This is a genomic window from Allobosea sp. P2_A10, assembly GCF_056405115.1.
The window spans coordinates 161628-184767 of record NZ_JBFUCS010000002.1 but is presented as its reverse complement, the minus strand read 5'-3'; the positions used below and the strand labels follow the sequence as shown (position 1 = coordinate 184767).

Annotated in this window: 21 protein-coding genes; 11 read left to right on the top strand and 10 right to left on the bottom strand. The window is 66.8% G+C overall.

Going from position 1 to position 23140, the window contains the following annotated elements; all coding sequences use genetic code 11:
• Positions 1 to 121: 121 nt before the first annotated feature.
• The 3 genes from AC1DZY_RS05000 (at position 122) to AC1DZY_RS04990 (ending at position 3068) form a co-directional block, all read left to right on the top strand.
• The gene (locus AC1DZY_RS05000) at positions 122 to 1234 is read left to right on the top strand and encodes an ATP phosphoribosyltransferase regulatory subunit (protein WP_476818973.1); all 1113 of its coding nucleotides are present in this window, start codon (positions 122 to 124) and stop codon (positions 1232 to 1234) included.
• Entirely contained in the window at positions 1231 to 2250 is a 1020-nt protein-coding gene (hisG, locus tag AC1DZY_RS04995; protein WP_476818972.1) for an ATP phosphoribosyltransferase, read from the top strand. Before AC1DZY_RS05000 ends, hisG begins: the two co-directional genes overlap by 4 nt.
• A 332-nt stretch (positions 2251 to 2582) precedes the next feature.
• Complete coding sequence (locus AC1DZY_RS04990; RefSeq protein WP_476818971.1) at positions 2583 to 3068, top strand: META domain-containing protein; 486 nt, start codon at positions 2583 to 2585, stop codon at positions 3066 to 3068.
• Between the two features lie 225 nt (positions 3069 to 3293).
• On the opposite strand, the gene AC1DZY_RS04985 is transcribed toward AC1DZY_RS04990, so the two are convergent.
• The 3 genes from AC1DZY_RS04985 to groES all read right to left on the bottom strand — a co-directional run bounded on the left by AC1DZY_RS04985 (position 3294) and on the right by groES (position 7605).
• Positions 3294 to 5387, bottom strand: a complete 2094-nt coding sequence (locus tag AC1DZY_RS04985; RefSeq protein ID WP_476818970.1) for an ABC transporter ATP-binding protein/permease — start codon at positions 5385 to 5387, stop codon at positions 3294 to 3296.
• A gap of 247 nt (positions 5388 to 5634) precedes the next feature.
• Positions 5635 to 7272 carry a chaperonin GroEL gene (gene groL, locus AC1DZY_RS04980; protein WP_476818969.1) on the bottom strand — a complete coding sequence of 546 codons (1638 nt, stop codon included), beginning with the start codon at positions 7270 to 7272 and terminating at the stop codon, positions 5635 to 5637.
• 45 nt (positions 7273 to 7317) lie between these two features.
• The gene (gene groES, locus AC1DZY_RS04975) at positions 7318 to 7605 is read right to left on the bottom strand and encodes a co-chaperone GroES (protein ID WP_476818968.1); all 288 of its coding nucleotides are present in this window, start codon (positions 7603 to 7605) and stop codon (positions 7318 to 7320) included.
• Between the two features lie 212 nt (positions 7606 to 7817).
• Here groES and AC1DZY_RS04970 point away from each other — a divergent pair, with 212 nt between their 5' ends.
• Both AC1DZY_RS04970 and AC1DZY_RS04965 read left to right on the top strand, forming a co-directional pair.
• Positions 7818 to 8318, top strand: a complete 501-nt coding sequence (locus tag AC1DZY_RS04970) for a MarR family winged helix-turn-helix transcriptional regulator (RefSeq protein WP_476818967.1) — start codon at positions 7818 to 7820, stop codon at positions 8316 to 8318.
• Positions 8319 to 8384: 66 nt separating this feature from the next.
• The gene (locus AC1DZY_RS04965) at positions 8385 to 8864 is read left to right on the top strand and encodes a PaaI family thioesterase (protein WP_476818966.1); all 480 of its coding nucleotides are present in this window, start codon (positions 8385 to 8387) and stop codon (positions 8862 to 8864) included.
• A 1-nt stretch (position 8865) separates the two neighbouring features.
• On the opposite strand, the gene AC1DZY_RS04960 is transcribed toward AC1DZY_RS04965, so the two are convergent.
• The 3 genes from AC1DZY_RS04960 to AC1DZY_RS04950 form a co-directional block, all read right to left on the bottom strand.
• Positions 8866 to 9708, bottom strand: coding sequence for a DMT family transporter (locus tag AC1DZY_RS04960; RefSeq protein WP_476818965.1), 843 nt, complete (start codon positions 9706 to 9708; stop codon positions 8866 to 8868).
• Entirely contained in the window at positions 9705 to 10208 is a 504-nt protein-coding gene (locus AC1DZY_RS04955; protein ID WP_476818964.1) for a GNAT family N-acetyltransferase, read from the bottom strand. The genes AC1DZY_RS04960 and AC1DZY_RS04955 overlap by 4 nt, the downstream gene beginning before the upstream one ends.
• A 63-nt stretch (positions 10209 to 10271) precedes the next feature.
• Positions 10272 to 11036: a sulfite exporter TauE/SafE family protein gene (locus AC1DZY_RS04950; RefSeq protein ID WP_476818963.1), complete on the bottom strand. Its 765-nt coding sequence runs from the start codon at positions 11034 to 11036 to the stop codon at positions 10272 to 10274.
• 174 nt (positions 11037 to 11210) lie between these two features.
• Here AC1DZY_RS04950 and AC1DZY_RS04945 point away from each other — a divergent pair, with 174 nt between their 5' ends.
• From AC1DZY_RS04945 to AC1DZY_RS04935, 3 genes are all read left to right on the top strand, one after another.
• Positions 11211 to 12659 (top strand): lipopolysaccharide biosynthesis protein, encoded by a 1449-nt coding sequence (locus AC1DZY_RS04945; protein ID WP_476818962.1) that lies wholly within the window; start codon positions 11211 to 11213, stop codon positions 12657 to 12659.
• An 18-nt stretch (positions 12660 to 12677) separates the two neighbouring features.
• Positions 12678 to 13094: a hypothetical protein gene (locus tag AC1DZY_RS04940; RefSeq protein WP_476818961.1), complete on the top strand. Its 417-nt coding sequence runs from the start codon at positions 12678 to 12680 to the stop codon at positions 13092 to 13094.
• Between the two features lie 180 nt (positions 13095 to 13274).
• Entirely contained in the window at positions 13275 to 14072 is a 798-nt protein-coding gene (locus AC1DZY_RS04935; RefSeq protein WP_476818960.1) for a L,D-transpeptidase, read from the top strand.
• Between the two features lie 95 nt (positions 14073 to 14167).
• Here the strand turns inward: AC1DZY_RS04935 and AC1DZY_RS04930 are convergent, their stop codons facing one another.
• Both AC1DZY_RS04930 and AC1DZY_RS04925 read right to left on the bottom strand, forming a co-directional pair.
• Positions 14168 to 15007, bottom strand: a complete 840-nt coding sequence (locus AC1DZY_RS04930; RefSeq protein WP_476818959.1) for a DUF2076 domain-containing protein — start codon at positions 15005 to 15007, stop codon at positions 14168 to 14170.
• Between the two features lie 103 nt (positions 15008 to 15110).
• On the bottom strand, positions 15111 to 15794 hold the full coding sequence (locus AC1DZY_RS04925; protein WP_476818958.1) for a L,D-transpeptidase: 684 nt from the start codon (positions 15792 to 15794) through the stop codon (positions 15111 to 15113).
• A 377-nt stretch (positions 15795 to 16171) separates the two neighbouring features.
• On the opposite strand from AC1DZY_RS04925, the gene AC1DZY_RS04920 reads away from it, so the two are divergent.
• Entirely contained in the window at positions 16172 to 18190 is a 2019-nt protein-coding gene (locus AC1DZY_RS04920; RefSeq protein ID WP_476818957.1) for a methyl-accepting chemotaxis protein, read from the top strand.
• A 30-nt stretch (positions 18191 to 18220) separates the two neighbouring features.
• On the opposite strand, the gene AC1DZY_RS04915 is transcribed toward AC1DZY_RS04920, so the two are convergent.
• Positions 18221 to 18631, bottom strand: a complete 411-nt coding sequence (locus AC1DZY_RS04915; protein WP_476818956.1) for a globin domain-containing protein — start codon at positions 18629 to 18631, stop codon at positions 18221 to 18223.
• A 95-nt stretch (positions 18632 to 18726) separates the two neighbouring features.
• Positions 18727 to 20061 (bottom strand): MATE family efflux transporter, encoded by a 1335-nt coding sequence (locus AC1DZY_RS04910; protein WP_476818955.1) that lies wholly within the window; start codon positions 20059 to 20061, stop codon positions 18727 to 18729.
• Between the two features lie 242 nt (positions 20062 to 20303).
• Between AC1DZY_RS04910 and AC1DZY_RS04905 the strand changes: the two genes are divergently transcribed.
• Both AC1DZY_RS04905 and AC1DZY_RS04900 read left to right on the top strand, forming a co-directional pair.
• Entirely contained in the window at positions 20304 to 21761 is a 1458-nt protein-coding gene (locus AC1DZY_RS04905) for an amidase (RefSeq protein WP_476818954.1), read from the top strand.
• Between the two features lie 76 nt (positions 21762 to 21837).
• A complete protein-coding gene (locus AC1DZY_RS04900; protein ID WP_476818953.1) occupies positions 21838 to 23067 on the top strand; it encodes a M20 family metallo-hydrolase in 1230 nt (409 codons plus the stop codon).
• Positions 23068 to 23140: the final 73 nt, after the last annotated feature.

Here is a 23140-nt window from a genome sequence, read left to right as displayed (position 1 = left end):
TCTCCCTCCGGGAGAGGGGTTCCCAGCGCCCCGCCAGTTCCCGTTCACCCAATTCCCTAAAAACCGTCGAAAATCCTTGGCGCTACTGCTAGGACAGCGCCGCAACAGGATAACCCCGCCCGTGCCCGCCAGTGCAGCCCAAATCGAGACCGTGATCGCGCTGTTGGCCCGCGAGGGCTATGGCCGCGCCGAGCCGGCGATCCTGCAGCCTGCGGACGTCTTCCTCGACCTCTCGGGCGAGGATATCCGCCGGCGCATCTTCATGACGCAGGATGCCGATGGCCGCGACTGGTGTCTGCGGCCCGAATACACCATCCCCGTCGCGCTCGATCATATAGCGTCTGGCGCGACCGAGCCGGCGGCCTATGCCTATGCCGGTCCGGTCTTCCGGATGCGGGCGCGCGAGCCCGGCGAGTTCGCGCAGGCCGGGCTTGAATCCTTCGGCCGGACGGATTTCGCCGCCGCCGACGCCGAGATCATGGCGCTGACGATCGAGGCCACGGCCGCGCTCGGTCTTAGCCAGCCGAAGATCGTGATGGGCGATGTCGCGCTGCTGAACGCGCTGCTCGACGGTCTTGCCGTGCCGCATGCTTCGCGCCGCCGGCTGATGCGCGCGGTCGTGCAGGGCAGGGGGGCGGATGCGGTCGCCGCGCTCGATGTGCCGAAATCCGAGGGTGACGCCGCCCATGCCGGCCTGCTCAAGGCGCTTGAGGGGCAGGACCCAAAGGCGGCGAAGGCTTTCGTCGAGGACGTGCTGTCGATCGCCGGCATAGCGACGGTGGGCGGCCGCAGCGCGGGCGATATTGCCGAGCGCTTCCTGGCGCGGGCCGCCGAGCGCGAGAACCCCGTCAGCGGCGATGTCCGCGCCGTGCTGGCGGAGGCGCTTGCCGTCACAGGTGATCCCGATGGCGCGTCGGCTGCGCTACGCGCGCTGGCGGAGCGCGCCTCGCTCGACCTTGCGAGGCAACTCGACGCCTTCGACGAGCGCACCGGTTTCCTCGCCGTGCGCGGCGTCGATGTGGCGCAGATTGCGTTCCAGACCGGCTTTGCCCGCAATCTCGACTACTACACCGGCTTCATCTTCGAGCTTCACGACGCTGCGCGCGGCGACGGCAAGCCGGTCGCCGGTGGCGGGCGCTATGACGATGTGCTCGGCCGCCTCGGCGCGAAAAGCCCGACGCCTGCGGTCGGCGCCTCGCTCTGGCTCGACCGGCTGGCGGGAGACGCATCATGACACAAGCGCCGCAGGCATTTGAAGAGACCGCCTCGCAGGCTCCCGACAACGCGCCGCTCGTTCTCGCCGTGCCCTCCAAAGGCCGGCTGCAGGAAAACGCCACGGCGTTCTTCGGCCGCGCCGGCCTGAAATTCGTCAAGTCGCGCGGCGAGCGCGACTATCGCGGAACGATCGCCGGGGTCGAGGGCGCGGAGGTCGCTTTCCTCTCGGCCTCCGAGATCGTCTCGCAGCTCGCTTCGGGCGCCGTTCATCTGGGCGTCACCGGCGAGGATCTGGTGCGCGAGCAGGTCAGCGATGCCGACGCGCTCGTCGAGATTCTGACGCCGCTGGGCTTCGGCAACGCCAATGTCGTCGTCGCCGTTCCGCAGGCCTGGATCGATGTCCGCACCATGGCCGATCTCGACGACGTCGCCTCAGGCCTGCGCATCCGGCAGGGTCGCAGGCTGCGCGTCGCCACGAAATACGTGAACCTGACCCGCCGCTTCTTCGCGCAGCATGGCCTCGCCGACTACCGCATCGTCGAGAGCTTGGGCGCGACCGAGGGCGCGCCGGCCGCCGGCACCGCCGAAATCGTCGTCGACATCACCACCACCGGCGCGACGCTGGCGGGCAACGCGCTGAAAGTACTCGACGACGGCACGATGCTGTCATCGGAGGCCAACCTCGTCGCCTCCGTGCGCGCGCCCTGGAGCGAAAAGGCGCGTGCGGCAGCCAACGCCATCCTGTCCCGCATCGCAGCCGAGGAGGAGGCGCGGACGACGCGCGAGATTCGCGCCCGCGCGGTCAACGGCTCGGCGGCGGCGGTCGAGGCGCTCGGCCAACTTTTCGGCGCGCGGCTTCCTTTCGGCGTGGCCGGGCGCGATGGCGTCCAGACGATTCACTGCCCGGAAAAATCGGTCTTCGCGCTGGTCGAGCATCTCGCCCGCCAGGGCGCCGACGACATCACCGTGAGCGCGCCGGCCTATGTTTTCCGCAAGGCCAACCCGCTGACAGAGCGACTTTTCGCACGAATCTGACGCGTTCCAGACGAAAAAAGAGGCCGCTCCGGGGGGAAGCGGCCTCTCATGTTGCGTTCCTGCCTCGGGGGGAACAGCAGGATCGCCAAAGCCGTCGTGTTCCCGACGTGGAGTTGCTACTCGCCGCCGGGGGCTGTGGATGCAGGCCCGCACAAATTTTCTTAAGATCACCGATCGGGTTGATATCGGCCGGCGCGGCTGCCGCGTAAAATCCTGAATTCACCGCTATGGCTGCGGTTCATGATTGATCCTTGGACAATACGCCGCTACGCGCTTTCTCCAGGGATGCTCCATGCGCTATCGTCGCGGTCCTGACTGCAGGTAAGAAAACCATGAACCGACGCCTTGGCTACGCCGCTCTTCTCGCCGCACTCGTGCCGACGCTCTCGCTGATCGCTGCCCCCGCCGAAGCCCAGCGCCGTGGCCGCGGCGGCAACGAGCGACCGCCGCAGCCCGACACCTACATTCCGCCCGCCCAGCAGGAGAAGACCTTTCCGCTCGGCGGCGCCTGGGCCGCGGTCTCGCTGAACGGCAAGCCTGTCGCCGACCGGCGCGCCACCTTCCATGTCGACGCCAATCTGCGCGGCACGGGTTTTGGCGGCTGCAACACCTTCTCGGCCGCCTCCTACCCGCTGCGCCAGCAGGGCTTCGCGGTCGGGCCGCTCGCGCTGACCAAGCGCACCTGCGACAAGGCCATGCTCGATTTCGAGCGCAGCTATCTCACCGCGCTGCGCGGCGCGCGCAACTGGGACCTCGTCAACGGCAAGCTCGTGATCAAGGGCGCGGCCGGAGAAGTCCAGTTCGACCGGACGCTCTGAGGGCTGCGGGCGCGATACGGCAACGCCCGTCCTGAGACCCTGTCACGAAATCAATCCTGTGATTTCAATGGCTCTGGTTTTGATCATTCCCTCGCCGTCATTCCGGGCAAGCGAAGCGCAGACCCGGAATCCATCATAAGGCGCTGTCGTGCTCGATGATGGATCGCGGGACGAGCTTCGCTCGCCCAGGATGATGGGGAGGGGGCTCGATCAGTCGGCCTTGCTCTACCCGGCCATCGCCGGGCTTGCCGCCTTCGGGCTGAACGTGCCGTCCTCGTTGGGCTGCATCGTCACGACAGCATCGTGCATTTCGCGCAGCGTCGAGCGATGGCCGATCGAGACGATCCGCGTCTGCGGCAGCGCGCTTTCGATCGTGGCGTAGACCTCGCCTTCGAGCTTCTCGTCGAGCGAAGCGGTCGCCTCGTCGAGGAACAGCCAGTCGGGCTTTGCCAGCAGCGCGCGCGCCACGGCCAGGCGCTGCTGCTCGCCGCCAGACAGGCGCTGGCCCCAGAGATCGACCTCGTCGAGCCGGTCGCCGAGATGGTCGAGCTTCATCGCATGCATGGCAGTCTTGATGTCGGCGTCGCTGAAAGCGTCGGCCTGTGAGGGGTAGGCGATGGCCGCCCGCAGCGTGCCCTGCGGCAGATAGGGCCTCTGCGGGAGCAGCATGATCTGCGCGCCGGCGGGAATGCCGACCTTGCCCTGGCCAAAGGGCCAGATGCCGGCGATGGCCCGAAACAGCGTCGATTTGCCGGATCCCGAAGGACCGACCACGAGCGTGCGCCTGACCGCGCCGAGGTCGAGATCCTGCACCCGCACGATCGCTTGTCCGGTCGGCAGGCTGAGCGTCGCGTCGTCGACATGCACGGAAGCGCCCGGTGCGGTCGCCTGATGGACGCCCTTTTCGCCGGCGTTGGCTCCTTGAGCCTGCGCGATCGCGGCCTCGAAGGTCGTCAGGCGGTTGATGGAGGCGAGATAGGAGGCGATCGACTGGTACGAGTTGATGAAGAACGACATCGCCGTCTCGACCCGCCCGAACGCAGAGGCGACCTGGCTAAGCACGCCGAAGGTGATCGCTCCGCCGAAATAGTATGGCGCAAGCAGGACATAGGGGATGACGACGTTCGCCTGATTATAGGACAGGGTGAAGGTGTTCAGCTTCAGCTTGCGCCACATCAACTGGTAGAAATTCGAGACGATGGCGCCAAAGCCCCGCCCGAGATTCTGCCGTTCGGCCGGCTCGCCGCGCATCAGCGCGATCTGCTCGGAATATTCGCGCAGGCGCGCCAGCGAGAAACGGAAATTCGCCTCGCGCCGCTCCTGCTCGAAATCAAGCGCGATCAGCGGCTTGCCGATCAGATGGGTGATCCAGGTGCAGATCGCCGCATAGATCAGCGTCGCCCAGAAGATGAAGCCGGGAATGACGATGTCGGTGCCGGGAACCGTGATCGCGACGGGAATGGTCCACAGGATGATTGAGAACGAGACCAGCGTGGAGACCTGCGTCAGCATGGTCAGCGAGAACTGATAGGTCTGGTTCAGGAAGGAGCGGGTGTCTTCCGCGATGCGCTGGTCGGGGTTGTCGGCCGCTCCGGCGAGGGAGATGCGGTAATGCGTGCCGTTCTGGAGCCAGCGCTTGCCGTATTCCTCGGCCATCCATTCGCGCCAGCGGATCAGCAGGACGGACTGCGCCACGATCTCGATCAGGTTGGAAATCGCCGAGATCGCGGCCCAGACGCAGAACACCCAGAGCAGCTGCTCCCAGAACGCCGGCGCGTTCTTCTCCTGCAGGGCGTTGTAGAAATCGCGGTAGAAGAAGTTCAGCCTGAGCGAAACGCCGACCTGCGCCTGGTTCAGTACGATCAAAAACACGATCAGCGCCACGGCGAGATGGCCGAGCTTCACGCGGTAGCTGCCGAACGGCCACAGATGCGCCGTGGTGCGCTCATCCGACAGGAAATAGGGCGACGAAATCCGCGCGATGCGCTGCACGATCGGGGCAAAGGAGATCGCGTAGATCAGGATGCCGAAGACCGCGACGGTGGTGGCAAGGCTCGATGGCGGGGCCGCCGCCTGCCACCCTTGCGGCCAGTAGCCGAGCTGGGTCAGGATCGCGCCGGCGCCGAAGACCACATATTCCGTGCCGAAAATGGCCGAGAATATCTTCAGGAAAAAGTCGATCTCCGTCGAGCGGAAGAGCGCGACCGCCAGCAGCACGCCGACCACGCCCATGCCAATGATGCCGGCGCTGCCGGTCTGCTGGCCGACGATCAATGCGATCACGGCGAGCGCGGCGGCGGCGAAACTCAACGGGCGCATCGGCACATCCCTGACTGGGCTTGAAAGCTGTGGCGAACGCCACGATTCGGACCATGATCCACCGGATGCGGCCATTCAATGGCTGTCGACCGACATCAACCGATTGTAATCCGCCGGACATGAAAAAGGCCCGGCTTGCGCCGGGCCTCTCGTCTTTCGCAGGTGACTTGGATCAGAAGTCCATGCCGCCACTGGAACCGGGCCTGCCCGGTTCCAGCACTTTGACGTCTTGGGCGTCTGGACTTCCTCAGAAGTCCATGCCGCCCATGCCGCCGCCACCGCCCATCGGGGGCATGGCGTCCTTCTTGGGCAGCTCGGCGATCATCGCCTCCGTCGTGATCAGCAGGCCGGCGATCGAAGCCGCGTCCTGGATCGCCGTGCGCACGACCTTGGTCGGGTCGATGATGCCGGCCTTGACCAGATCGCCGTACACGCCGGTCTGGGCATTGTAGCCGAAGGCGTATTCCTTGGACTCGAGCAGCTTGCCGACCACGACCGCGCCGTCATCGCCGGCGTTGTCGACGATCTGCTTGGCCGGGGCCATGATCGCCTTGCGGACGATCTCGACGCCGGTCTTCTGGTCGTCATTGGCGGTCTTGATCGACTTGACGGTCGAGAGCGCGCGCAGGAGGGCGACGCCGCCGCCCGGCAGGACGCCTTCTTCCACGGCCGCGCGGGTCGCGTTCAGGGCGTCGTCGACGCGGTCCTTCTTCTCCTTGACCTCGACCTCGGTCGCGCCGCCGACGCGGATGACCGCGACGCCGCCGGCGAGCTTGGCCAGACGCTCCTGGAGCTTCTCGCGGTCGTAGTCCGAGGAGGTCTCCTCGATCTGCGCCTTGATCTGCTGGACGCGGCCTTCGATGTCCTTCTTCTTGCCGGCGCCGTCGATGATCGTGGTGTTCTCCTTCTCGATGCGCACCTTCTTGGCGCGTCCGAGCATGGCGAGCGTCACGGTCTCGAGCTTGATGCCGAGGTCTTCCGAGATCATCTGGCCGGCGGTCAGGATCGAGATGTCCTCGAGCATGGCCTTGCGGCGGTCACCGAAGCCCGGAGCCTTGACGGCCGCGACCTTCAGGCCGCCACGGAGCTTGTTGACGACGAGCGTGGCCAGAGCCTCGCCCTCGACGTCCTCGGCGATGATGAGCAGCGGCTTGCCGGTCTGCACGACGGCCTCGAGGATCGGCAGCATCGCCTGGAGCGAGGACAGCTTCTTCTCGAAGACGAGGATGTAGGGATCTTCCAGCTCGGCGACCATCTTCTCGGCATTGGTGATGAAGTAGGGCGAGAGATAGCCACGGTCGAACTGCATGCCCTCGACGACGTCGAGCTCGGTCTCGGCGGTCTTGGCTTCCTCGACGGTGATGACACCCTCGTTGCCGACCTTCTGCATGGCGGTCGCGATCATCTTGCCGACCGACTCGTCGCCATTGGCCGAGATGGTGCCGACCTGCGCGACTTCGGCGTTGGTCGTGACCTTCTTGGAGTTCTTCTTCAGGTCCGCAACGATCGCCTCGACCGCAAGGTCGATGCCGCGCTTCAGGTCCATCGGGTTCATGCCGGCGGCCACCGACTTCAGGCCTTCGCGCATGATGGCGGCGGCGAGAACGGTCGCGGTCGTGGTGCCGTCGCCGGCGGCGTCGTTCTGCTTCGAGGCCACTTCGCGCACCATCTGGGCGCCCATGTTCTCGAACTTGTCGGCGAGCTCGATCTCCTTGGCGACGGTGACGCCGTCCTTGGTGATGCGCGGCGCGCCGAACGACTTGTCGATGACGACGTTGCGGCCCTTGGGACCGAGCGTCACCTTGACGGCGTTGTTGAGGATTTCGACGCCGCGCAGCATCCGGTCGCGCGCGTCGGTGGAGAACTTGACGTCTTTGGCTGCCATGAGAGCAACTCCTTATGAAATTTCGGGAAAAGCGGTCTCAGGCGTTCAGCCGATGACGCCCATGATGTCGGATTCCTTCATGATCAGAAGGTCCTTGCCATCGATCTTGACCTCGGTGCCGGACCACTTGCCGAAGAGGACGCGGTCGCCCTTCTTGACGTCCAGCGGGGTCAGCTTGCCGGCCTCGTCGCGGCCACCGGGGCCGACGGCGACGATCTCGCCCTCTTGGGGCTTTTCCTTGGCGGTATCGGGGATGATGATGCCACCCTTGGTCTTCTCTTCGCCATCAAGGCGACGGACCACAACGCGGTCATGCAACGGACGGAACTTCATGGTTCAGTCTTCCTCTCGAGTCTAATTCGATGCGGGCGTCATTTCGCGAGCCCGCGATGGGCATCCGTTAGCAGTCTCGTTTCATGAGTGCTAACCGATTGCGCGGAGATAGGCGCGGCACATGACAGAGTCAAGAAATCATCGCCGACGCGAGAATCGATCGCCTGTCAAAGTGAATCGCGTGGGTCTCGCGGACGCGCTACCATTGCGCCATGACCGTTTCCAAACACGACCCAAGGCCTGACGACCCAAGGCTTGACGACCCAAGGCCCCATGATCCACGCCTCGACGAGATCGGCCGCTCCTGCGTCGCGCTTCATATCCGCATGACCGCGCGGGCCGTGACGCGGGCCTATGACGAGGCGATGCGGCCGAGCGGGCTGAAGATCACGCAGTTCGTCCTGCTGTCGGCGTTGAGCACGGGCGCGTACCGCTCGGTCACGGAACTGGCGGAACGCTTTGCCCTGGAGCGGACCTCGCTCACCCGCAACCTGCAGCTTCTGGCGGCCGAGGCGCTGATCGAGCCGGTCGCGTGCAAGGGCCGCGCCTCGATCTATGCCGTCACCGATACGGGACGGGCGGCGATCGAGGCCGCGATCCCGTATTGGCGCGCCGCGCAGGACAGGATCGAGGGCGGGCTCGGCAAGGAGCTCTGGAGCGAGACCCGCGACGGCCTGCGCGCCTTGCGCCGCGTCGCGCGGGCCGCCGGCTGAGCAAGGCTTGACCGCAGCGTCCGGCTGCCGCTAGCGTGTATCTACACATTGGCGAGGCAAGCAGTCATGGCGCGAGAAGTTGGGGTCGTGGCCCGCGAGGTTCTGCTGGCCGAGGATGGTGTCTCGTTCCTGCGCGGGATGATCGAGGGCCGCCATCCCGGCCCGCCTTTCGCCGATACGATGGATTTCGATCTCGCCGAGGTCGAGCACGGGCGCGTCGTCTTTGTCGGCCGGCCGTCGCCGCGCTTCTTCAATCCGCTGGGAACGATCCATGGCGGCTGGACCGCGACCATCCTCGATTCCGCCATGGCCTGCGCGGCGCATTCGACGCTCAAGGCCGGCGAGGGCTACACGACGCTGGAAATGAAGATCAACTACGTCCGCCCGGTCATGCCCGGGAGCGGCGTGGTGCGCTGCGAGGGCAAGCTGATCCATCGCGGCGGCACGGTCGCCACGACCGAGGGCCGGCTCGTCGACGAAAACGGCAAGCTTTTGGCGCACGGCACCGAGACCTGCATGATCTTCCCGGCGACGACCAGGGTCTGACCTACCGCCGGCTGACCGCGATCGCGCCGGCCACGATCAGCAGCGCGCCGGCATAGGTCGTCAGCAGCGGCACCTCGCTGAACATGACGTAGCCGAGCAAGCTCGCCCAGATCAGCGCGGTGTATTCGATCGGCGCGATCCGCGAAGCTGCGGCGCGGGCGAAGGCGGAGGTCAGCGTCAGGTGGCCGGCGACACCAAGCGCCCCGGCCACGAAATAGGCGCCGAGATCGCGCGTCGTCATTGGCACGAAGGCGTAAGCGGCGGGGATGGCGAGCAGCAGCGCCGGGCCGAGATTCTGGAACACGACGATGACCGCCGGGTGCTCCTTCTGCGCAATGCGCCTGAGCAGGATCAGGTTGAAGGCGTAGGCGATGGCCGAGAACAGCGCGGCGGCGACGCCGAGCCCCGCTCCACTGACCTCGCCCTGCAGGCGCGGCCAGACCATCACGAGCATGCCGGCGACGCCGAAGCCCAGCGCCTGGAATATCCGCCCGTCGAGCTTCTCCTTCAGCAGCAACCCGCCGAGCAGCGCCACGAAGACCGGCGCGAGGAAGGATAGCGTCAGCGCCTCCGCGAGCGGCAGCACCGAGAGCGAATAGAAGAAGCTGCCGGCCGTGATCACCACCACCGGCACGCGGGCAATGTTGCCGATCAGGCTTTCGCGGGTCGGAAAGGCCGGCCGGACCAGCGCCAGCACCGCGAGCGCGCAGACGCCGCCGGTGGCGAAGCGCATGAACAGCGCGACGAGGAAGGGATGCTGCTGCATCTGCGCCTTGACCACCGCATCCATGGCGGTGAGCAGCGCGATGCCGAGGATGGCCCGCAACGCAACCGATGGCGTCATGCCGGCGGGCCGGTCAGCGGCTTGCGAAAATGGTATTCCCAGGTCGAAGACACGTCGGCGAGATAGCGTGAGCCGGGCCAGCGCACGAAGCCGAGCTTTTCGTAGAAGCGATGACCCCGCGCAAAGCGCGTGTCCGACCACAGCGTCATCTCGCCATAGCCGCCGGCTTCGGCAAATCCCAGCGCGCGCGCAAACAGCGCCTGCGCCAGTCCCGAGCCGCGAAAGACCGGGTCGGCATAGACCTTGAAGATCTCGACGGCGTTCTGCTCGGGCACGGGCACGACCCCGAGCGAGCCTGCGACCGCGCCGCCCGGCGCGTCCGCGATCCAGAGCCTGCCGCCCTTCGCCGCGAAATGGCTCGCGGGCGCACGCAGTTCGGGGAATTCCGACCAATCGAACAGACAGTCGGGATACTCGGCGAAGCTCGCGGCGATGAGGGCGGCAAGCGGCGCTGAATCGGAATCGCGGGCGTCGCGGATCGGCGGGAGGGCGGCGGTCATGGCGGATCGCTTAAGGCCTATCGGCGCGGCGGAACAGGGGCCCGATGGCAAGGCGGCATTCGCTCAACGCAGCAGCGCCAACCCCGAATCCACCGTCAGCTTCATGGCCGCGACCGCCAGCAGCCCGTAGCACCAGACGAACAGCGTCTTCTGCTCCAGCCGGTCATGCACGATGCGGCCGAGCCAGATCCCGATCGGCACGGCGGGCGAGAGCACGAGCGCGCCCCACAGCGCTTGCGGATGTTTCAGCCCCAGCGCGAAATAGGGTGGCAGCTTGAGCCAGTTGCCGAGCGTGAACAGCGCCACGGTGGTGCCCACCAGAATGGTCTTGGGCAGGCCGCGCCCGAGCAGGTACATCGCCACCGGCGGCCCGCCGGCATGGGCGACGAAGGTGGTGAAGCCCGACGCCGTGCCCGCCAGCAGCGCGAGCCTGGGCGAGACCGGACGTGCGCCCGGGGCCGCCAGCCGCCCCTTCAGGAACCATTGCAGCGTGAAGGCGAGCGTGGTCACGCCGATCAGGAGCGTGACGATGCGCGGATCGACCCGGGTGAAGACGACATAGCCGATAGCGATCCCGGTCACGAGGCCCGGCAGCAGCCAGACGAGATCGGGCTTCGACCAAGTCTCGCGGCCAAAACTCCGCAGCGCCATGAGATCCATCAGCGAGACCAGCATCGCGACCATGATCGCCGCGTCGAGGGGTTCGGTAACGATCGCCAGCAGCGGAATACCGAGAATGGCGAGCCCGCCGCCAAAGGCGCTCTTGCCGATCGCGATCAGCAGCGTCGTCGCCCAGCCGACGAGATAGAACAACGGCTCGGTCGGCATCAGCAGACCAGACCCGCGCTGTCGTCGCGCTGCCTCTGACAATCCCGGCCTTCCCCTTGGAAAACCGCCATGGGGCCGCTACGCCATGAACAGCCTCGATCTCCGGCGCGTGCCTGAGTCGCGGGACCTTTGCCGCCAAGACCTTTACAGCTGCGTCGCCGTGACCGGACTGACATGACCGTCCTCCTGCCCTTCGTCATCAATGCCGGGCTGAACTTCGTTCTCGGTCTGCTCATCGCGTATTTTCTCGGGCCGGCGGAATTTGGCCGCTACGCCATTGGCGCGGCCATTATCGTGCTGGTCAATACGGCTCTGCTCGATTGGCTGAAGCTGTCGGCGATCCGCTTCTATTCGCTGACGACCCGCGAAACCCGGCCGGAAATCCGCGCGACGCTCGACCTGCTGGCGGCCGGCATCAGCATGACGCTCGCGGCGCTGCTGGTCGCGGCGGTCGCGGCCGGCATCGACTTCAAGCTGCCGGCGATGCTGCTGTCGGCCGCCGTGCTCGCCGGCATCGGGGCCGGCCTTTTCGACTATCACGGCGCCATCGCCCGGGCCCGCTTCCTCGATGCCGCCTATGCCCGGCTGATCATCATCAAGAACGTCATGGCGCTGATCCTGATGGTCGGCGGCGCCTGGTGGACGCGCGATCCGACGGTCGTACTGTTCGGCGGTCTGCTCAGCGTCGCCGTCGCGCTGCTCACCGTGCGTCGCGCACTCGCCGACGCGCCGCTCTCGATTGCGGCCGCGCGCAGGGACGTCGCTTGGAGCTTCTTCGTCTATGCGCTGCCGCTCGTCGCCGGCAACGCGATCTACTCGCTGATTCCCCTGCTCAACCGCTCGCTGCTCGCCAATGCTCATGGCTATGCCGAAGCGGGCTATTTCTCGCTTGCCTCCGACATGGGTCTTCGCCTGTTCGGCACGCTGGGCGCGACGCTCGAGATCGTGCTGCTGCGCGAGGTCATCCGGCTCGACGAGGTCAAGGGCAGGCGGGCTGCCGAAAGGCGGATCTCGGCCAATATCCTGCTGGTGCTGATGGTGGCGCTTCCGGCGGCGGTCGGTGTCTGGATGGTTCTGCCCGCCTTTGACAGGCTGCTGGTGCCGCCGAGCTTTCAGGGCCGCTTTGCGAGCTACATGGCGATCCTGGTGCCGGGCTTCGCGGCGATCACCATCTTTCTGGCTGCGCTCTACCCCGTCTTTCTGATCGGGAAGCGCACGGTCGTCGCAACGCTCGCGGCGGTGCTGGGGTTAGCGATCAATCTCATCCTGGGGATTATGCTGGCGCCGACGGTCGGGCCGACGGCCTATGCCATCGGCCAGACGGCGGCATTTCTGGCCGTGCTCGCGATCACCGCGATAGCGGCGCTGCGAGCGCTGCCCGTCCTGCCGCCGCTGCGCGATTGCGGGCTCGTGGTGCTGGCCGCCGCGCTGATGGCGCTGGCGATTTGGCCGTTGCGCAACCGGTTTGCCGCTCCTGTCGAGCTCACGCTACAAATCGTCGTCGGCGGCTTCGTCTATGTTGGATTCATGCTCGCCTGCGACATCGCCCGCTGCCGCACCACCCTGCGGCTGTGGTGGGTCGCGCGCCGGAGCCGCAAGCGGGCTCCGGGGCCGGCAGCCTGACATGAAGGAGGAGTTGCGATGACGATTTTCAGGCATTCGGCTCTCGCGGCCGGGATCGCCTCGACGCTTGCAGCAGTGCCGGCGGCGGCGCAGACCGCCGACCAACTGGTCGGCCGCTGGGGTCTCGCTTCCTATTTTCGCGAGGCCGATGCGGCCAGGGTCAGGGCGGCGGCCGCCGGTCAGTGCGGCGCGCCCTACACGATCGCGAAGGGGCCGTCGGGCGGCGTAATGCTCCATCGCCCCGACGAGAGCAAAACGAGCGAGCACGTCATCAAATCCTCCCTGCTCGGCAAGAGCCTGATCGGTCCGGCGGGTGACGGCGGCAAGGATCGCGAGATCGTCTCCTTCGATGGCAGGACGCTCGTCCTGCGCTGGCTCGAGGAGAGCGTTGCCAACCGCTATGGTACGATGGTCTTCGTGCGCTGCGGGCGCTGACGTCGCCCTGGCAGGGGCGCAACGCTTCGTTCACCCTGTGCCTTGCCGAAATGCTAAGGTTAATTCGTTGAATTCGCGGGAATAACCGGGCTTGAGGCGCGCCAGAGTCAACGATTCACCATTCCTTCTAGGGCCGCTCCGCACGCTCTCCGGCAGGTTGATGTCGAGAGAGTATCCGTCATGCGTCCAGTGCTTCTCCTGCCTTTCGCGGCCGTAGTTCTCGGCGGGCCGGCCTTCGCCCAGAACTACGCCCAGCCTCTGCCGGTCGACCCGATGACGACCGCCTCGGCCGGGCGCGCCAACTACGGCGGTGGGTTCATCGAGATGTTGATGACTGGCCGCGATCCCTCGCAGGGCGGCCGGGGCGGCGCCGTCTACAACCGGCCGGGCGGTTATGCCGCCTATGGCCGCAGCAGCCAGCCGGCCTATCCCGTCGATCCCTTCGCGCCCCAGGCGCAGCCGCGCGAGCCCGGCCGCCGCGTCGCGGCGCTGGGGCAGCCCATCGAGATGGAGCGCCCGATCGAGCGCGTCATCGATCCTCGCTTCCACAAGCAGGAGGTCGCCTATGACGGTCGCCAGTCGCCCGGCACGATCATCATCGATACCAATCAGAAGTTCCTCTTTCTGGTCCAGTCCGGCGGGCGCGCCATGCGCTACGGCATCGGCGTCGGTCGTCCCGGCTTCGAATGGGCGGGCATGAAGAGCATCACGCGCAAGGCCGAATGGCCGACCTGGACGCCGCCCCCCGAAATGCTCAAGCGCCGTCCCGATCTGCCGCGCTTCATGCCGGGCGGGCCGGAAAACCCGATGGGCGCAAGGGCTATGTATCTGGGCTCGTCGCTCTACCGCATCCACGGCACCAACGAGCCCCACACCATCGGGCAGGCTGTCTCGTCGGGCTGCATCCGCATGACCAATGACGACGTCACGGATCTCTACGAGCGCGTCCGGGTCGGCGCGAAGGTACAGGTGATCTGACGCCGATCCGGTCTTCCATCGGGGCATGAAAAAAGCCCGCCCGGTCTGCACCGGGCGGGCTCTTCATTGTTCAGGACCGCAGCGACCAGGCCGGTTCAGGCGTAGCTGTCGTCGTCGCCGCCGCCGCCGAAGCTCGAACCGTCGTCATAGCCGGCGTCGACCGGAGCGTCGTAGCTGGCGTCCTGATAGTTCGCCGGATCCGACGAGCCGTCATTGTAGTTGCTGTTGTCGCCGGCGTTTTGTGTCCCGGCGCTGTCTCCAGAACCGTTGCTGGACGAGCCTGAGCTGTCGGAAGCGGAGCCGGCATCGGCTGCCTTCGCCGTCTGGTCGCCGCCGGTCTTGTGGCCTCCGCTGAAGGCGTTGGTCAGCACATTGCCGAGCACCATGCCGCCGGCGACGCCGGCCGCGGTCGTGAGCGCGCTCGCCATGAAGCCGCCTCCGGCGCGTGGAGGAGGCTGCTGCGGCTGTCCGCCCCACGGACCCGGCTGCTGCTGGGGCATGCCTGGCTGCATCGAGCCCTGCTGCATCGGGGCCGCCTGCATCGTGCCGGGCTGCTGCGTATTCCAGGCCGGCGAGGGCTGCCCCTGCGGACGTGGCGGGAAGCCTGGCACCGAGCCGGAGCGAGGGGCTGCATCCGCAGGCCTGGCTCCGCCACCGAAGATGCCGGACAGGAAGCCGCCGGACTGCGGCGCGGCCTCGGCCGGGCGGCTCTGCAGGTCGCGCATCTGCGCCTGCAGTTGTTCCACCTGCGACTGCAGATTGGTCAGCGCCTGCTCTTGCACATAGACGGCCTGCGCCATGGCGTAGGGCGCATAGGGTTGGTCGCGCAGGCGCTCGGCGATAAAGCGCTCAGCCTCGGGGTCGCGGGGCTGGTTGGCCGCCTGACGCAGGCGGTCGAAAATCCCGGCGATCACGTCGCGTTCTTGCGGCGTCATCGTCATCTCCTCTCATTTTGGGCTGCGCGGCTGCGCAGCCGTAGCAAGAGGTGGTGCCTGCCTGTGACGGTATCAAGGCGGGCTGGATCATCATGACCAAACGTCAGAGCGGATCGGAGGGAACCTCGTCGAAGCTCTCGCCTTCGGTGGGTTCCAGCAGCGTCCCGCGGTTCAGCACCACGACGGTCGTGCCCGTCGGCACCCGGCTGTGCAGGTCGATGATGTCCTGGTTGAACATCCGGATGCAGCCGCTCGAAACCGACTGTCCGATCGACCACGGCTCGGAGGTGCCGTGAATGCGGTACAGCGTGTCGCGGTTGCCCTGGTAGAGGTAGAGCGCGCGGGCTCCGAGCGGGTTGTCGAGGCCAGCATCCATGCCGCCCGCCCAGGGGCCGTTCTTCTCGGGGTCGCGCGCGACCATCGCGGCCGTCGGCGTCCAGCGCGGCCAGGCGGCCTTGCGGGCGATCGTGGCGCGGCCGCGCCAGGACATGCCCTGCTTGCCGACGCCGATGCCGTAGCGGATGGCGCGGCCGTTCTCGCGCACGAGATAGAGGAAGCGGTTGTCGGTATCGACCACGATCGTGCCCGGCGCCTCGCGCGTCGGGTAGGCGACGACCTGGCGCAGGAACTTCGGGTCGACCTCCGAGATGTCGGTCGCTGGCAGCGGATAGGTCTCATCGGGCATGTCGCCATACATCGAGAGATATTCGGCGCTGACGCCGGGCGCGCGCGCGACCTCGAACGGCTCCTGTCGCGCCCCGACGCAGGCCGCTAGTGCAAGCGGCATCAGCAAAGCCGCCAGCCGCACAAGAATGCGGCTGCGATCACGAAGGGAAACAGGGGCGGACGGCGCGACGGACATGAAATGTGACTCTGCTTGTGGTCTTGCGGGCGGTGGATAACCGGAAAGCAGCCGTCCTGTTCCACAGGCGCTGCCGCTGCGGTTGTTCAAGGCGCGCGAGATGGCCGTGGGGTGAACAGCATGTGGCCAAAATGTGGCGGAAGTCCGCTGTGACGGATTGGCAACACGGTTGATCGGGCGGCTGTCTCTCTACCCGGAGTGTATGACCAAGCGTCAGGATTTAAACCGATTGTTACCAGTCTGGTTCTAAATTGAGTGATCCAGATGCGCGAAACGCGCTTTTCTCCGTTCCGGACTGCTCCATGAAAAAGCTTTTCGCCGTCCGCCTGCCGATCTCAACCCGCCTCGCCATTGTCGGCGTCGCGATCGTCGCGGTCGCGGTCGCTGCCTCCGTGCTGGTCTCGATCCAGGCAGCCGACAAGGCGATGCGCGAGCGTGCGCAGTCGAGCCTGTCGGTCAACATCAACCTGCTGCGCGACACGCTGGCCTCCAAGGGCGAGCCGAAGCTCGACGGTGACAAGCTCTATTTCGGCAGCGAACTGGTGAACGGCAATTTCGCGGCCGTGGACAAGGTCAAGGCGTTGGCCGGCAGCGTCGCGACGGTCTTCATGGGCGATGTCCGCGTCGCAACCAACGTCCAGAAGGCTGATGGTTCTCGCGCGGTCGGCACCAAGCTCGCGCCGGGCGCGGCCTATGACACCGTATTCAAGGAGAAGAAGACCTATTCGGGCGCGGCCGACATTCTCGGACTGCCCTATTTCACCGTCTATGAGCCGATCGTCCAGAAGTCGAACAATCAGGTCGTCGGTATCCTGTTCGTCGGCATCAAGCAGGCCGACTTCCTGACCGTGATCGACGAGATGATCGTCGGTAACGTCATTGCGGGGCTGCTGATCGCGCTGGTCGGCGGCGCCGTGCTGCTGCTGATCGTGCGCCGCATGATGAAACCGCTCGGCAGCCTCAAGGACGCCATGCACCGTCTCGCCTCGGGCGATCTGGATGCGGCGATCCCGGCAATGCGCGGCGGCGGCGAGATCGCCAGGATGGCCGAGGCCGTCGGGGTGCTGCGCAGCGCCGCGATCGAGAAGGCCCAACTCGAAGCCCAGGCGACGACGCAGGCCGATCTGATGGACGAGACGCGCCGGATCACCGAGACCGAGCGCCAGGACGCCGCCCGCCGGCAGGTCGAGCAGGCGCGCGAACTGGAGCAGGTCGTCGCCGCGCTGGCGAAGGGCCTGTCGGAACTCTCCAACGGAAACCTGACGCACCGCATCGAGGCGTCCGTGCCGGCGGCCTATGAGATGCTGCGCGACGATTTCAATGCCACCGTCGACCGTCTCTCGGCGACGGTGCGGACGATCCAGGTGACGTCGTCGGATGTCGGCCTGGCGGCGCGCGAGATCAACATGGGCGCCGACGATCTGTCGAAGCGCACCGAAGAGCAGGCCTCCTCGCTGGAGGAGACGGCGGCGACGACGGAGGAGCTTGCGGCGTCGGTGAAGGCGTCGGCTGCGGCCTCGCGGCAGGCGGCGGCGATTGCGACCGAGGCGATGGAGGCAGCCCAGGGCGGCGGCGCGATCGCGACCGAAGCGGTGGCTGCGATGTCGCGCATCGAGGACGCCTCGAAGAAGATCTCCGACATCATCCGGGTGATCGACGACATCGCCTTCCAGACCAACCTGCTGGCGCTGAACGCGGCGGTCGAGGCTGCGCGYGCCGGCGACGCCGGCAAGGGTTTTGCGGTCGTCGCAAGCGAGGTGCGCACGCTGGCGCAGCGTTCGTCGGCGGCGGCCAAGGACATCTCCGGCCTGATCTCGTCGAGCAACGCCGAGGTGACGGGCGGCGTCAGGCTGGTGCGGCAGGCGGGCGATGCGCTGACGCAGATTCTCTCGGCGTCGCAGAAGGTCGCGGCCACCATTGCCGACATTTCGGCGGCGTCCGGCGAGCAGGCCAACGGCATCGACGAGATGAGCCAGGCYGTCGCCCATCTCGACGAGATGACGCAGCAGAATGCGGCGCTGGCCGAACAGAGCGCGGCGTCCGCCGGGTCGCTGTCTGGCAAGATCGGCCAGCTCAACGACCTCGTCGCCGCGTTCCGCACCGGGCCGGAATCAGCCCAGAGCCACGCCGCAGCGCGCGCGGCCTACGCCCCGCCGCCGGTGCGCGCCACGGACCGCGCCGCCGGAGAGCCCGAGCGCCTGCGCAAGCTCGCCGAGGCCGCCTTCGCGCAGACAAAGGCCGCGCCGGCCCCGGCACGACCCGCCCCCGCCAGGAAGGCCGTCAACGCCCGCGCCTCCGACGCAGGGTGGGAAGAGTTCTGAGGAAGGGAAGCGAGCCGGAGGCCCGAGCACTCAGGCCTCTCGGCTCGCCTCGATCATGATGCGAGCGATCTCGCCGTAAAGCCCAGCCCATGCGCGCTCGATTTGCGGCGTGAAGCCGCTGCCCAGCGAACTGCGCAGCGTCCAGATCAGCGCAGCCCCGACACTGTCATAGTGGCTATCCCTGACGCCGTAGCTCTTGTGCTCCCGACCGAGCTTGCGCAGCAGGATGGCGAGACCCTTGGGGTCGTTGAGCGTGGCGATGGCGACCGTCAGCGTCTCCATCAGCTTGACGCTCTGCGCCCGGATGTCGGGCTTGAAGAGAGGCCTGACCTCGGGAGCGATCTCGAACAGCCGCTCATAGAACAGAGCCGCTGCCTCCGGCTTTCTGCGATGCAGATGCGCAAAGCTTTCGCGGATCAGCGTGACGTCATCCGGGGCCATTCTCAAACGCTTTCGAGAGTTGAAGCCAACGGCATGAAGTAGCACGGATCGCGCCGCAGTGCATCGTGCCGCGTAGCCGACAAGGACGTGCGGACTCAGGCGGGTTTGACCAGGCCGAGCTTTTCGCGCGCCCACCAGCGTCCCAGCATCAGCGTTGCGACGATGGTCAGCGCTGCTGCGAGGCCGATCCAGATGCCGATGCCGGCCAGTTGCGTGAAAAAGCCCAGCGCGATCGAAAGCGGCAGCCCGATCGCCCAGTAGCCGAGGCCGGCGAAGATCATCGGCATGCGGGTGTCGCCGAGGCCGCGCAGCAGGCAGGAGCCGACCACCTGCGCACCGTCGGCGATCTGGAAGATCGCGGCATAGAGCAGGAAGGACATGGCGAGCGCCGCGACCTCCGCCGCGCCGGGCTTGGAGACGTCGAGGAACGGGCCGACCAGGATCTGCGGCGCAAGCAGCATGACCAGCGCCATCAGCGCCATGAAACCGAGCCCCAGCACGATCGCCATCGTGCCGGCTCGCGTCACGCCGTCCCTGTCGTTGGCTCCGAAGGCACGGCCGACCCTGACCGTGCCGGCCTGTCCGATCCCCATCGGCACCATGAAGGTCAGCGAGGCGATCTGGATCGCGATCGCATGCGCCGCCAGCGCGGTAGCCCCGATCAACCCCATCAGCATGGCTGCGCCGTTGAAGATGGCCACCTCGAAAGCGAGTGTGATGCCGATGGGCAACCCGAGCCGCCAGAAGCCGCGAAAACGCTGCCAGTCGGGAACCCAGACACGGCCGAACAGGCGGTAGCGCCGGAAGCGGCGGTCGCGGCTGATGACCAGCGCGAGCCCGAGGAACAGCAGCGTCGAGGATAATGTCGTGGCAAGCCCCGAACCCGGCAGGCCCAACGCCGGAAAGCCAAGACCGCCGAACATCAGGCACCAGTTCGCAAAAGCGTTGAACGCGACTGCGACCACGACGACGGCGACGGCTGCAAACGGCCTCTGCAGCGAGGCGACGAAGCCGCGCAGCACGAGATAGAGAAAGAAAGGCAGCAGGCTCCATTGCAGCGTTCGCACATAAGACGCAGCCGCCTCCGCGAGCGTTACATCCTGGCCCATGCCGCGCAGGATCGCCTCGCCCTGCCAAAGGAAGAGCCACATCGGCCCGACCAGCGTGACGGCGGCCCAGAGACCCTGCCGGACCGTCCGGCGGACCTCGCGCACGGCATGACGGTTGGCGCCGAGTTCGATCGACAGCATCGGCGGAACGGCCGCCATCACGCCGATGCCGAAGATCAGCATCGCCATGTAGAGATTCGCGCCGAGCGCCCCGGCAGCGAGCGAATCCGGCCCGAGATGCCCCATCATCAGGACATCGGTCGTCGTCATCGCCATCTGCGCGAGATTGGTCAGGATCATCGGCCAGCTCAGGGCGATCATGGCCCTGGCCTCCGCGAACCATGGGTTCGCCGGTTTGATCGTGAGTGCGAGCTCGGACATCTGCGCTTTGTTCGATGGGGAGCCGCTTCTAGCGGTCTTGCACGCGCCGCGACAGCACTTTGCGCGCCGGGCAGGCCTGCGCGGTGGACGCCTTGCGAGTATCGCAGGCCCGAACAAAGCTGGCGAACGCAGGAAATCGCGGCGATGATCGCCGCAGCCATGGGGCGGGGGCCTAGATCGCCATGTCAGCCAGTCATCAATCCGCGACCGCGATCGCGGCGCTCGACGCGATCGCGCTGTCGCAGGCGATCCACGCCAGCACGATCTCCTGCGTCGAGGTGATGACGGCGTTCCTCGACCAGATCGACCGGGTGAACCCCATCGTCAACGCGATCGTCTCGCTGCGCGAGCGTGGCGACGTGCTGAAGGACGCGGCAGCCTGCGATGCCGAACTCGCATCGGGCCGTTCGCGCGGCTGGATGCACGGCTTCCCGCAGGCGATCAAGGATCTGGCGGCGGCGAAGGGCTTCCCGACGACGCAAGGCTCGCCGCTGTTCAGGGATGCGATCGCCGACAGCGACGCGATCTTCGTCGAGCGAACGAAGGCGGCAGGCTCGATCATCATCGGCAAGACCAACACGCCCGAATTCGGACTGGGCTCGCAGACCCACAACCCGGTCCATGGGGCGACGCGAAACGCCTACGACCCGTCGAAGACCTCCGGCGGCTCCAGTGGCGGCGCGGCCGTGGCGCTGGCGCTTCGCATGCTGCCGGTGGCGGATGGCAGCGACCATGCCGGCTCGCTGCGCAATCCCGCCGCCTTCAACAATGTGTTGGGCCTGCGCCCCTCCTATGGCCGTGTGCCGTCGAACGCGGACGAGGTTTTCATTCCGCAGCTCGGCGTCGCGGGGCCGATGGCGCGTAAAGTCCGCGATCTCGCGGCGCTGCTGGCAGTGCAGTCGGGATACGATCCACGCGTGCCGTTGTCGATCCGGGAGGACCCGGCCGCCTTCCTCGGACCGCTCGACCGCGACATCGCAGGCCTGCGCATCGGCTGGCTCGGCGATCTTGGGGGCCATCTGCCGATGGAGGACGGCGTTCTGGCGCTCTGCCGGGAGGCGCTGAAGGCCTTCGAGGCGCTGGGTGCGCAGGTCGAGGACGCCAGCCTCGGCTTCGACCCCGAGACGATCTGGCAGGCATGGCTGAAACTGCGCGCCTGGCAGGCCGGATCGAGCCTCGCCGACATCGCCGCCGACCCTGCCCGACGCGGACTCCTCAAGCCCGAGGCGCTCTGGGAGGCACAGCAGGGTCTCGATCTCACCGCATTCGAGGTGATGAAGGCCTCGAACCTCCGCTCGGCCTGGTACCAGCATGTCCGCAAGCTGTTCGGGCGCTACGACATCCTCGTCCTGCCGAGCGCACAGGTTTTTCCGTTCGCGGTCGAGACGCATTGGCCCAGAGAAATCGCGGGCCGCGCCATGGACACCTATCACCGCTGGATGGAGGTGGTGATTCCGGCGACGATGTCGGGCTGCCCGGCGATCAGCGTGCCCGCCGGCTTCAACGCGGCCGGCCTGCCGATGGGCATGCAGCTCTGGGGACCCAACCAGTCGGAATTGCTGCTGTTGCAGGTCGCGCAGGCCTATGAAGACGCGACCGGCTGGGTCGACAGGCATCCACCGGCCTTGCTCGGCGCGTGAGCGGCTTGCATCTTGCCTTGCGCGCTCTGCTCGGGCCATTGCCCGCCGATCCGCAGCATGCCCGGAGACCCTGCCCATGAGTACAAATCTGCGGATCGATGGCGCGCGGCTGGTGTCGCGGCTGGCCGAATTGTCCAGGATCGGCGCGACGCCGGAGGGAGGCTGCCGCCGGCTGGCGCTGACCGACGAGGACAGGCAGGGCCGCGACTGGCTGGTCGGCCAGATGGAACAGCTCGGGCTCACGGTGAAGATCGACGCGATCGGCAACATCGTCGGCATCCTGAAAGGCCAGCAGGACGGCCCGGCCGTCATCATGGGTTCGCATATCGACACGGTCGGCACCGGCGGGCGCTTCGACGGCGCGCTTGGCGTCATCGCCGGCGTCGAGGTGCTGGCGGCTTTGCGCGACGCCGGCCTGACGCCGAAACGCGACATGGCGGTGATCGCCTTCACCAATGAGGAGGGTGCGCGCTTCCATCCCGACATGCTCGGCTCCTATGTCTGGGCCGGCGGCATGAGCGTCGCGGCGGCCCATGCCGAGGTCGATTCAGACGGCGTCGCCGTCGGCGCGGAGTTGCAACGGATCGGCTACGAGGGCGCCGAACAGCCGGGCTTCCTCAAGGCGCATGCCTATCTCGAGATGCATATCGAGCAGGGGCCGGTGCTGGAAAGCGAGGGCGGCGGTCTCGGCGCTGTCACCGGCATCCAGGCGATCTGCTGGCTCGAACTGACGCTGAAGGGTCGTCCGAGCCATGCCGGAACCACGCCGATGGCCTATCGCAAGGATCCCGGCCTCGCCGCGGCGCGGATCAATATCTTCGCCAATGAGCTGACGAAGACCATTCCGAACCAACTGGCCAACTCCGGCGTCATCCGGGTCCAGCCCGGCAACGTCAACGTCGTGCCCGAGACGGTGGTGATGTCGCTCGACCTGCGCAACCCTCTCGATGCGCCGCTCGCCGAGGCCGAAGCCGCTGTGCGCAAATTCTGCGCCGAACTCTCGCAGCGCGACGATATCCAGATCGGCTTTCGCGACCTCGCCCGTTTCCCGGCAACCGCCTTCGCCGAAGAGCTGATCGCTGGCATGGAGCAAAGCGCGACCGAACTCGGTCTGCCGATCCGCAGGATGATCTCGGGCGCAGGCCACGACGCGCAGATGATGTCGCGGCTCTGCCCGACCGCGATGGTGTTCATCCCCTCGATCGGCGGGCTTTCACATAATCCAGCCGAGCTCAGCACCGACGAAGACATGGCCGCCGGGGCCAATGTGCTGCTCAGCGCCGCCTGGCGCGTGGCAAATGCGTGACGCATTTTCACCGACCCGCCGTCATTCCCGACAAGCCGCAAAGCGGCGCCGATCCGGTATCCATCGTCGAGCA

Excerpts from the sequence above, each read along its gene's own strand:
- groES (WP_476818968.1), bottom strand. The coding sequence starts at position 7,605 with ATGAAGTTCCGTCCGTTGCATGACCGCGTTGTGGTCCGTCGCCTTGAT.
- AC1DZY_RS04905 (WP_476818954.1), top strand. The coding sequence starts at position 20,304 with ATGTCAGCCAGTCATCAATCCGCGACCGCGATCGCGGCGCTCGACGCG.
- AC1DZY_RS04910 (WP_476818955.1), bottom strand. The coding sequence starts at position 20,061 with ATGATCGCCCTGAGCTGGCCGATGATCCTGACCAATCTCGCGCAGATG.
- AC1DZY_RS04945 (WP_476818962.1), top strand. The coding sequence starts at position 11,211 with ATGACCGTCCTCCTGCCCTTCGTCATCAATGCCGGGCTGAACTTCGTT.
- AC1DZY_RS04960 (WP_476818965.1), bottom strand. The coding sequence starts at position 9,708 with ATGACGCCATCGGTTGCGTTGCGGGCCATCCTCGGCATCGCGCTGCTC.
- AC1DZY_RS04935 (WP_476818960.1), top strand. The coding sequence starts at position 13,275 with ATGCGTCCAGTGCTTCTCCTGCCTTTCGCGGCCGTAGTTCTCGGCGGG.
- AC1DZY_RS04970 (WP_476818967.1), top strand. The coding sequence starts at position 7,818 with ATGACCGTTTCCAAACACGACCCAAGGCCTGACGACCCAAGGCTTGAC.
- AC1DZY_RS04950 (WP_476818963.1), bottom strand. The coding sequence starts at position 11,036 with ATGCCGACCGAGCCGTTGTTCTATCTCGTCGGCTGGGCGACGACGCTG.
- AC1DZY_RS04925 (WP_476818958.1), bottom strand. The coding sequence starts at position 15,794 with ATGCCGCTTGCACTAGCGGCCTGCGTCGGGGCGCGACAGGAGCCGTTC.
- AC1DZY_RS04955 (WP_476818964.1), bottom strand. The coding sequence starts at position 10,208 with ATGACCGCCGCCCTCCCGCCGATCCGCGACGCCCGCGATTCCGATTCA.
- AC1DZY_RS04985 (WP_476818970.1), bottom strand. The coding sequence starts at position 5,387 with ATGCGCCCGTTGAGTTTCGCCGCCGCCGCGCTCGCCGTGATCGCATTG.
- AC1DZY_RS04965 (WP_476818966.1), top strand. The coding sequence starts at position 8,385 with ATGGCGCGAGAAGTTGGGGTCGTGGCCCGCGAGGTTCTGCTGGCCGAG.
- hisG (WP_476818972.1), top strand. The coding sequence starts at position 1,231 with ATGACACAAGCGCCGCAGGCATTTGAAGAGACCGCCTCGCAGGCTCCC.
- AC1DZY_RS04990 (WP_476818971.1), top strand. The coding sequence starts at position 2,583 with ATGAACCGACGCCTTGGCTACGCCGCTCTTCTCGCCGCACTCGTGCCG.
- AC1DZY_RS04900 (WP_476818953.1), top strand. The coding sequence starts at position 21,838 with ATGAGTACAAATCTGCGGATCGATGGCGCGCGGCTGGTGTCGCGGCTG.
- groL (WP_476818969.1), bottom strand. The coding sequence starts at position 7,272 with ATGGCAGCCAAAGACGTCAAGTTCTCCACCGACGCGCGCGACCGGATG.
- AC1DZY_RS04940 (WP_476818961.1), top strand. The coding sequence starts at position 12,678 with ATGACGATTTTCAGGCATTCGGCTCTCGCGGCCGGGATCGCCTCGACG.
- AC1DZY_RS04930 (WP_476818959.1), bottom strand. The coding sequence starts at position 15,007 with ATGACGCCGCAAGAACGCGACGTGATCGCCGGGATTTTCGACCGCCTG.
- AC1DZY_RS04915 (WP_476818956.1), bottom strand. The coding sequence starts at position 18,631 with ATGGCCCCGGATGACGTCACGCTGATCCGCGAAAGCTTTGCGCATCTG.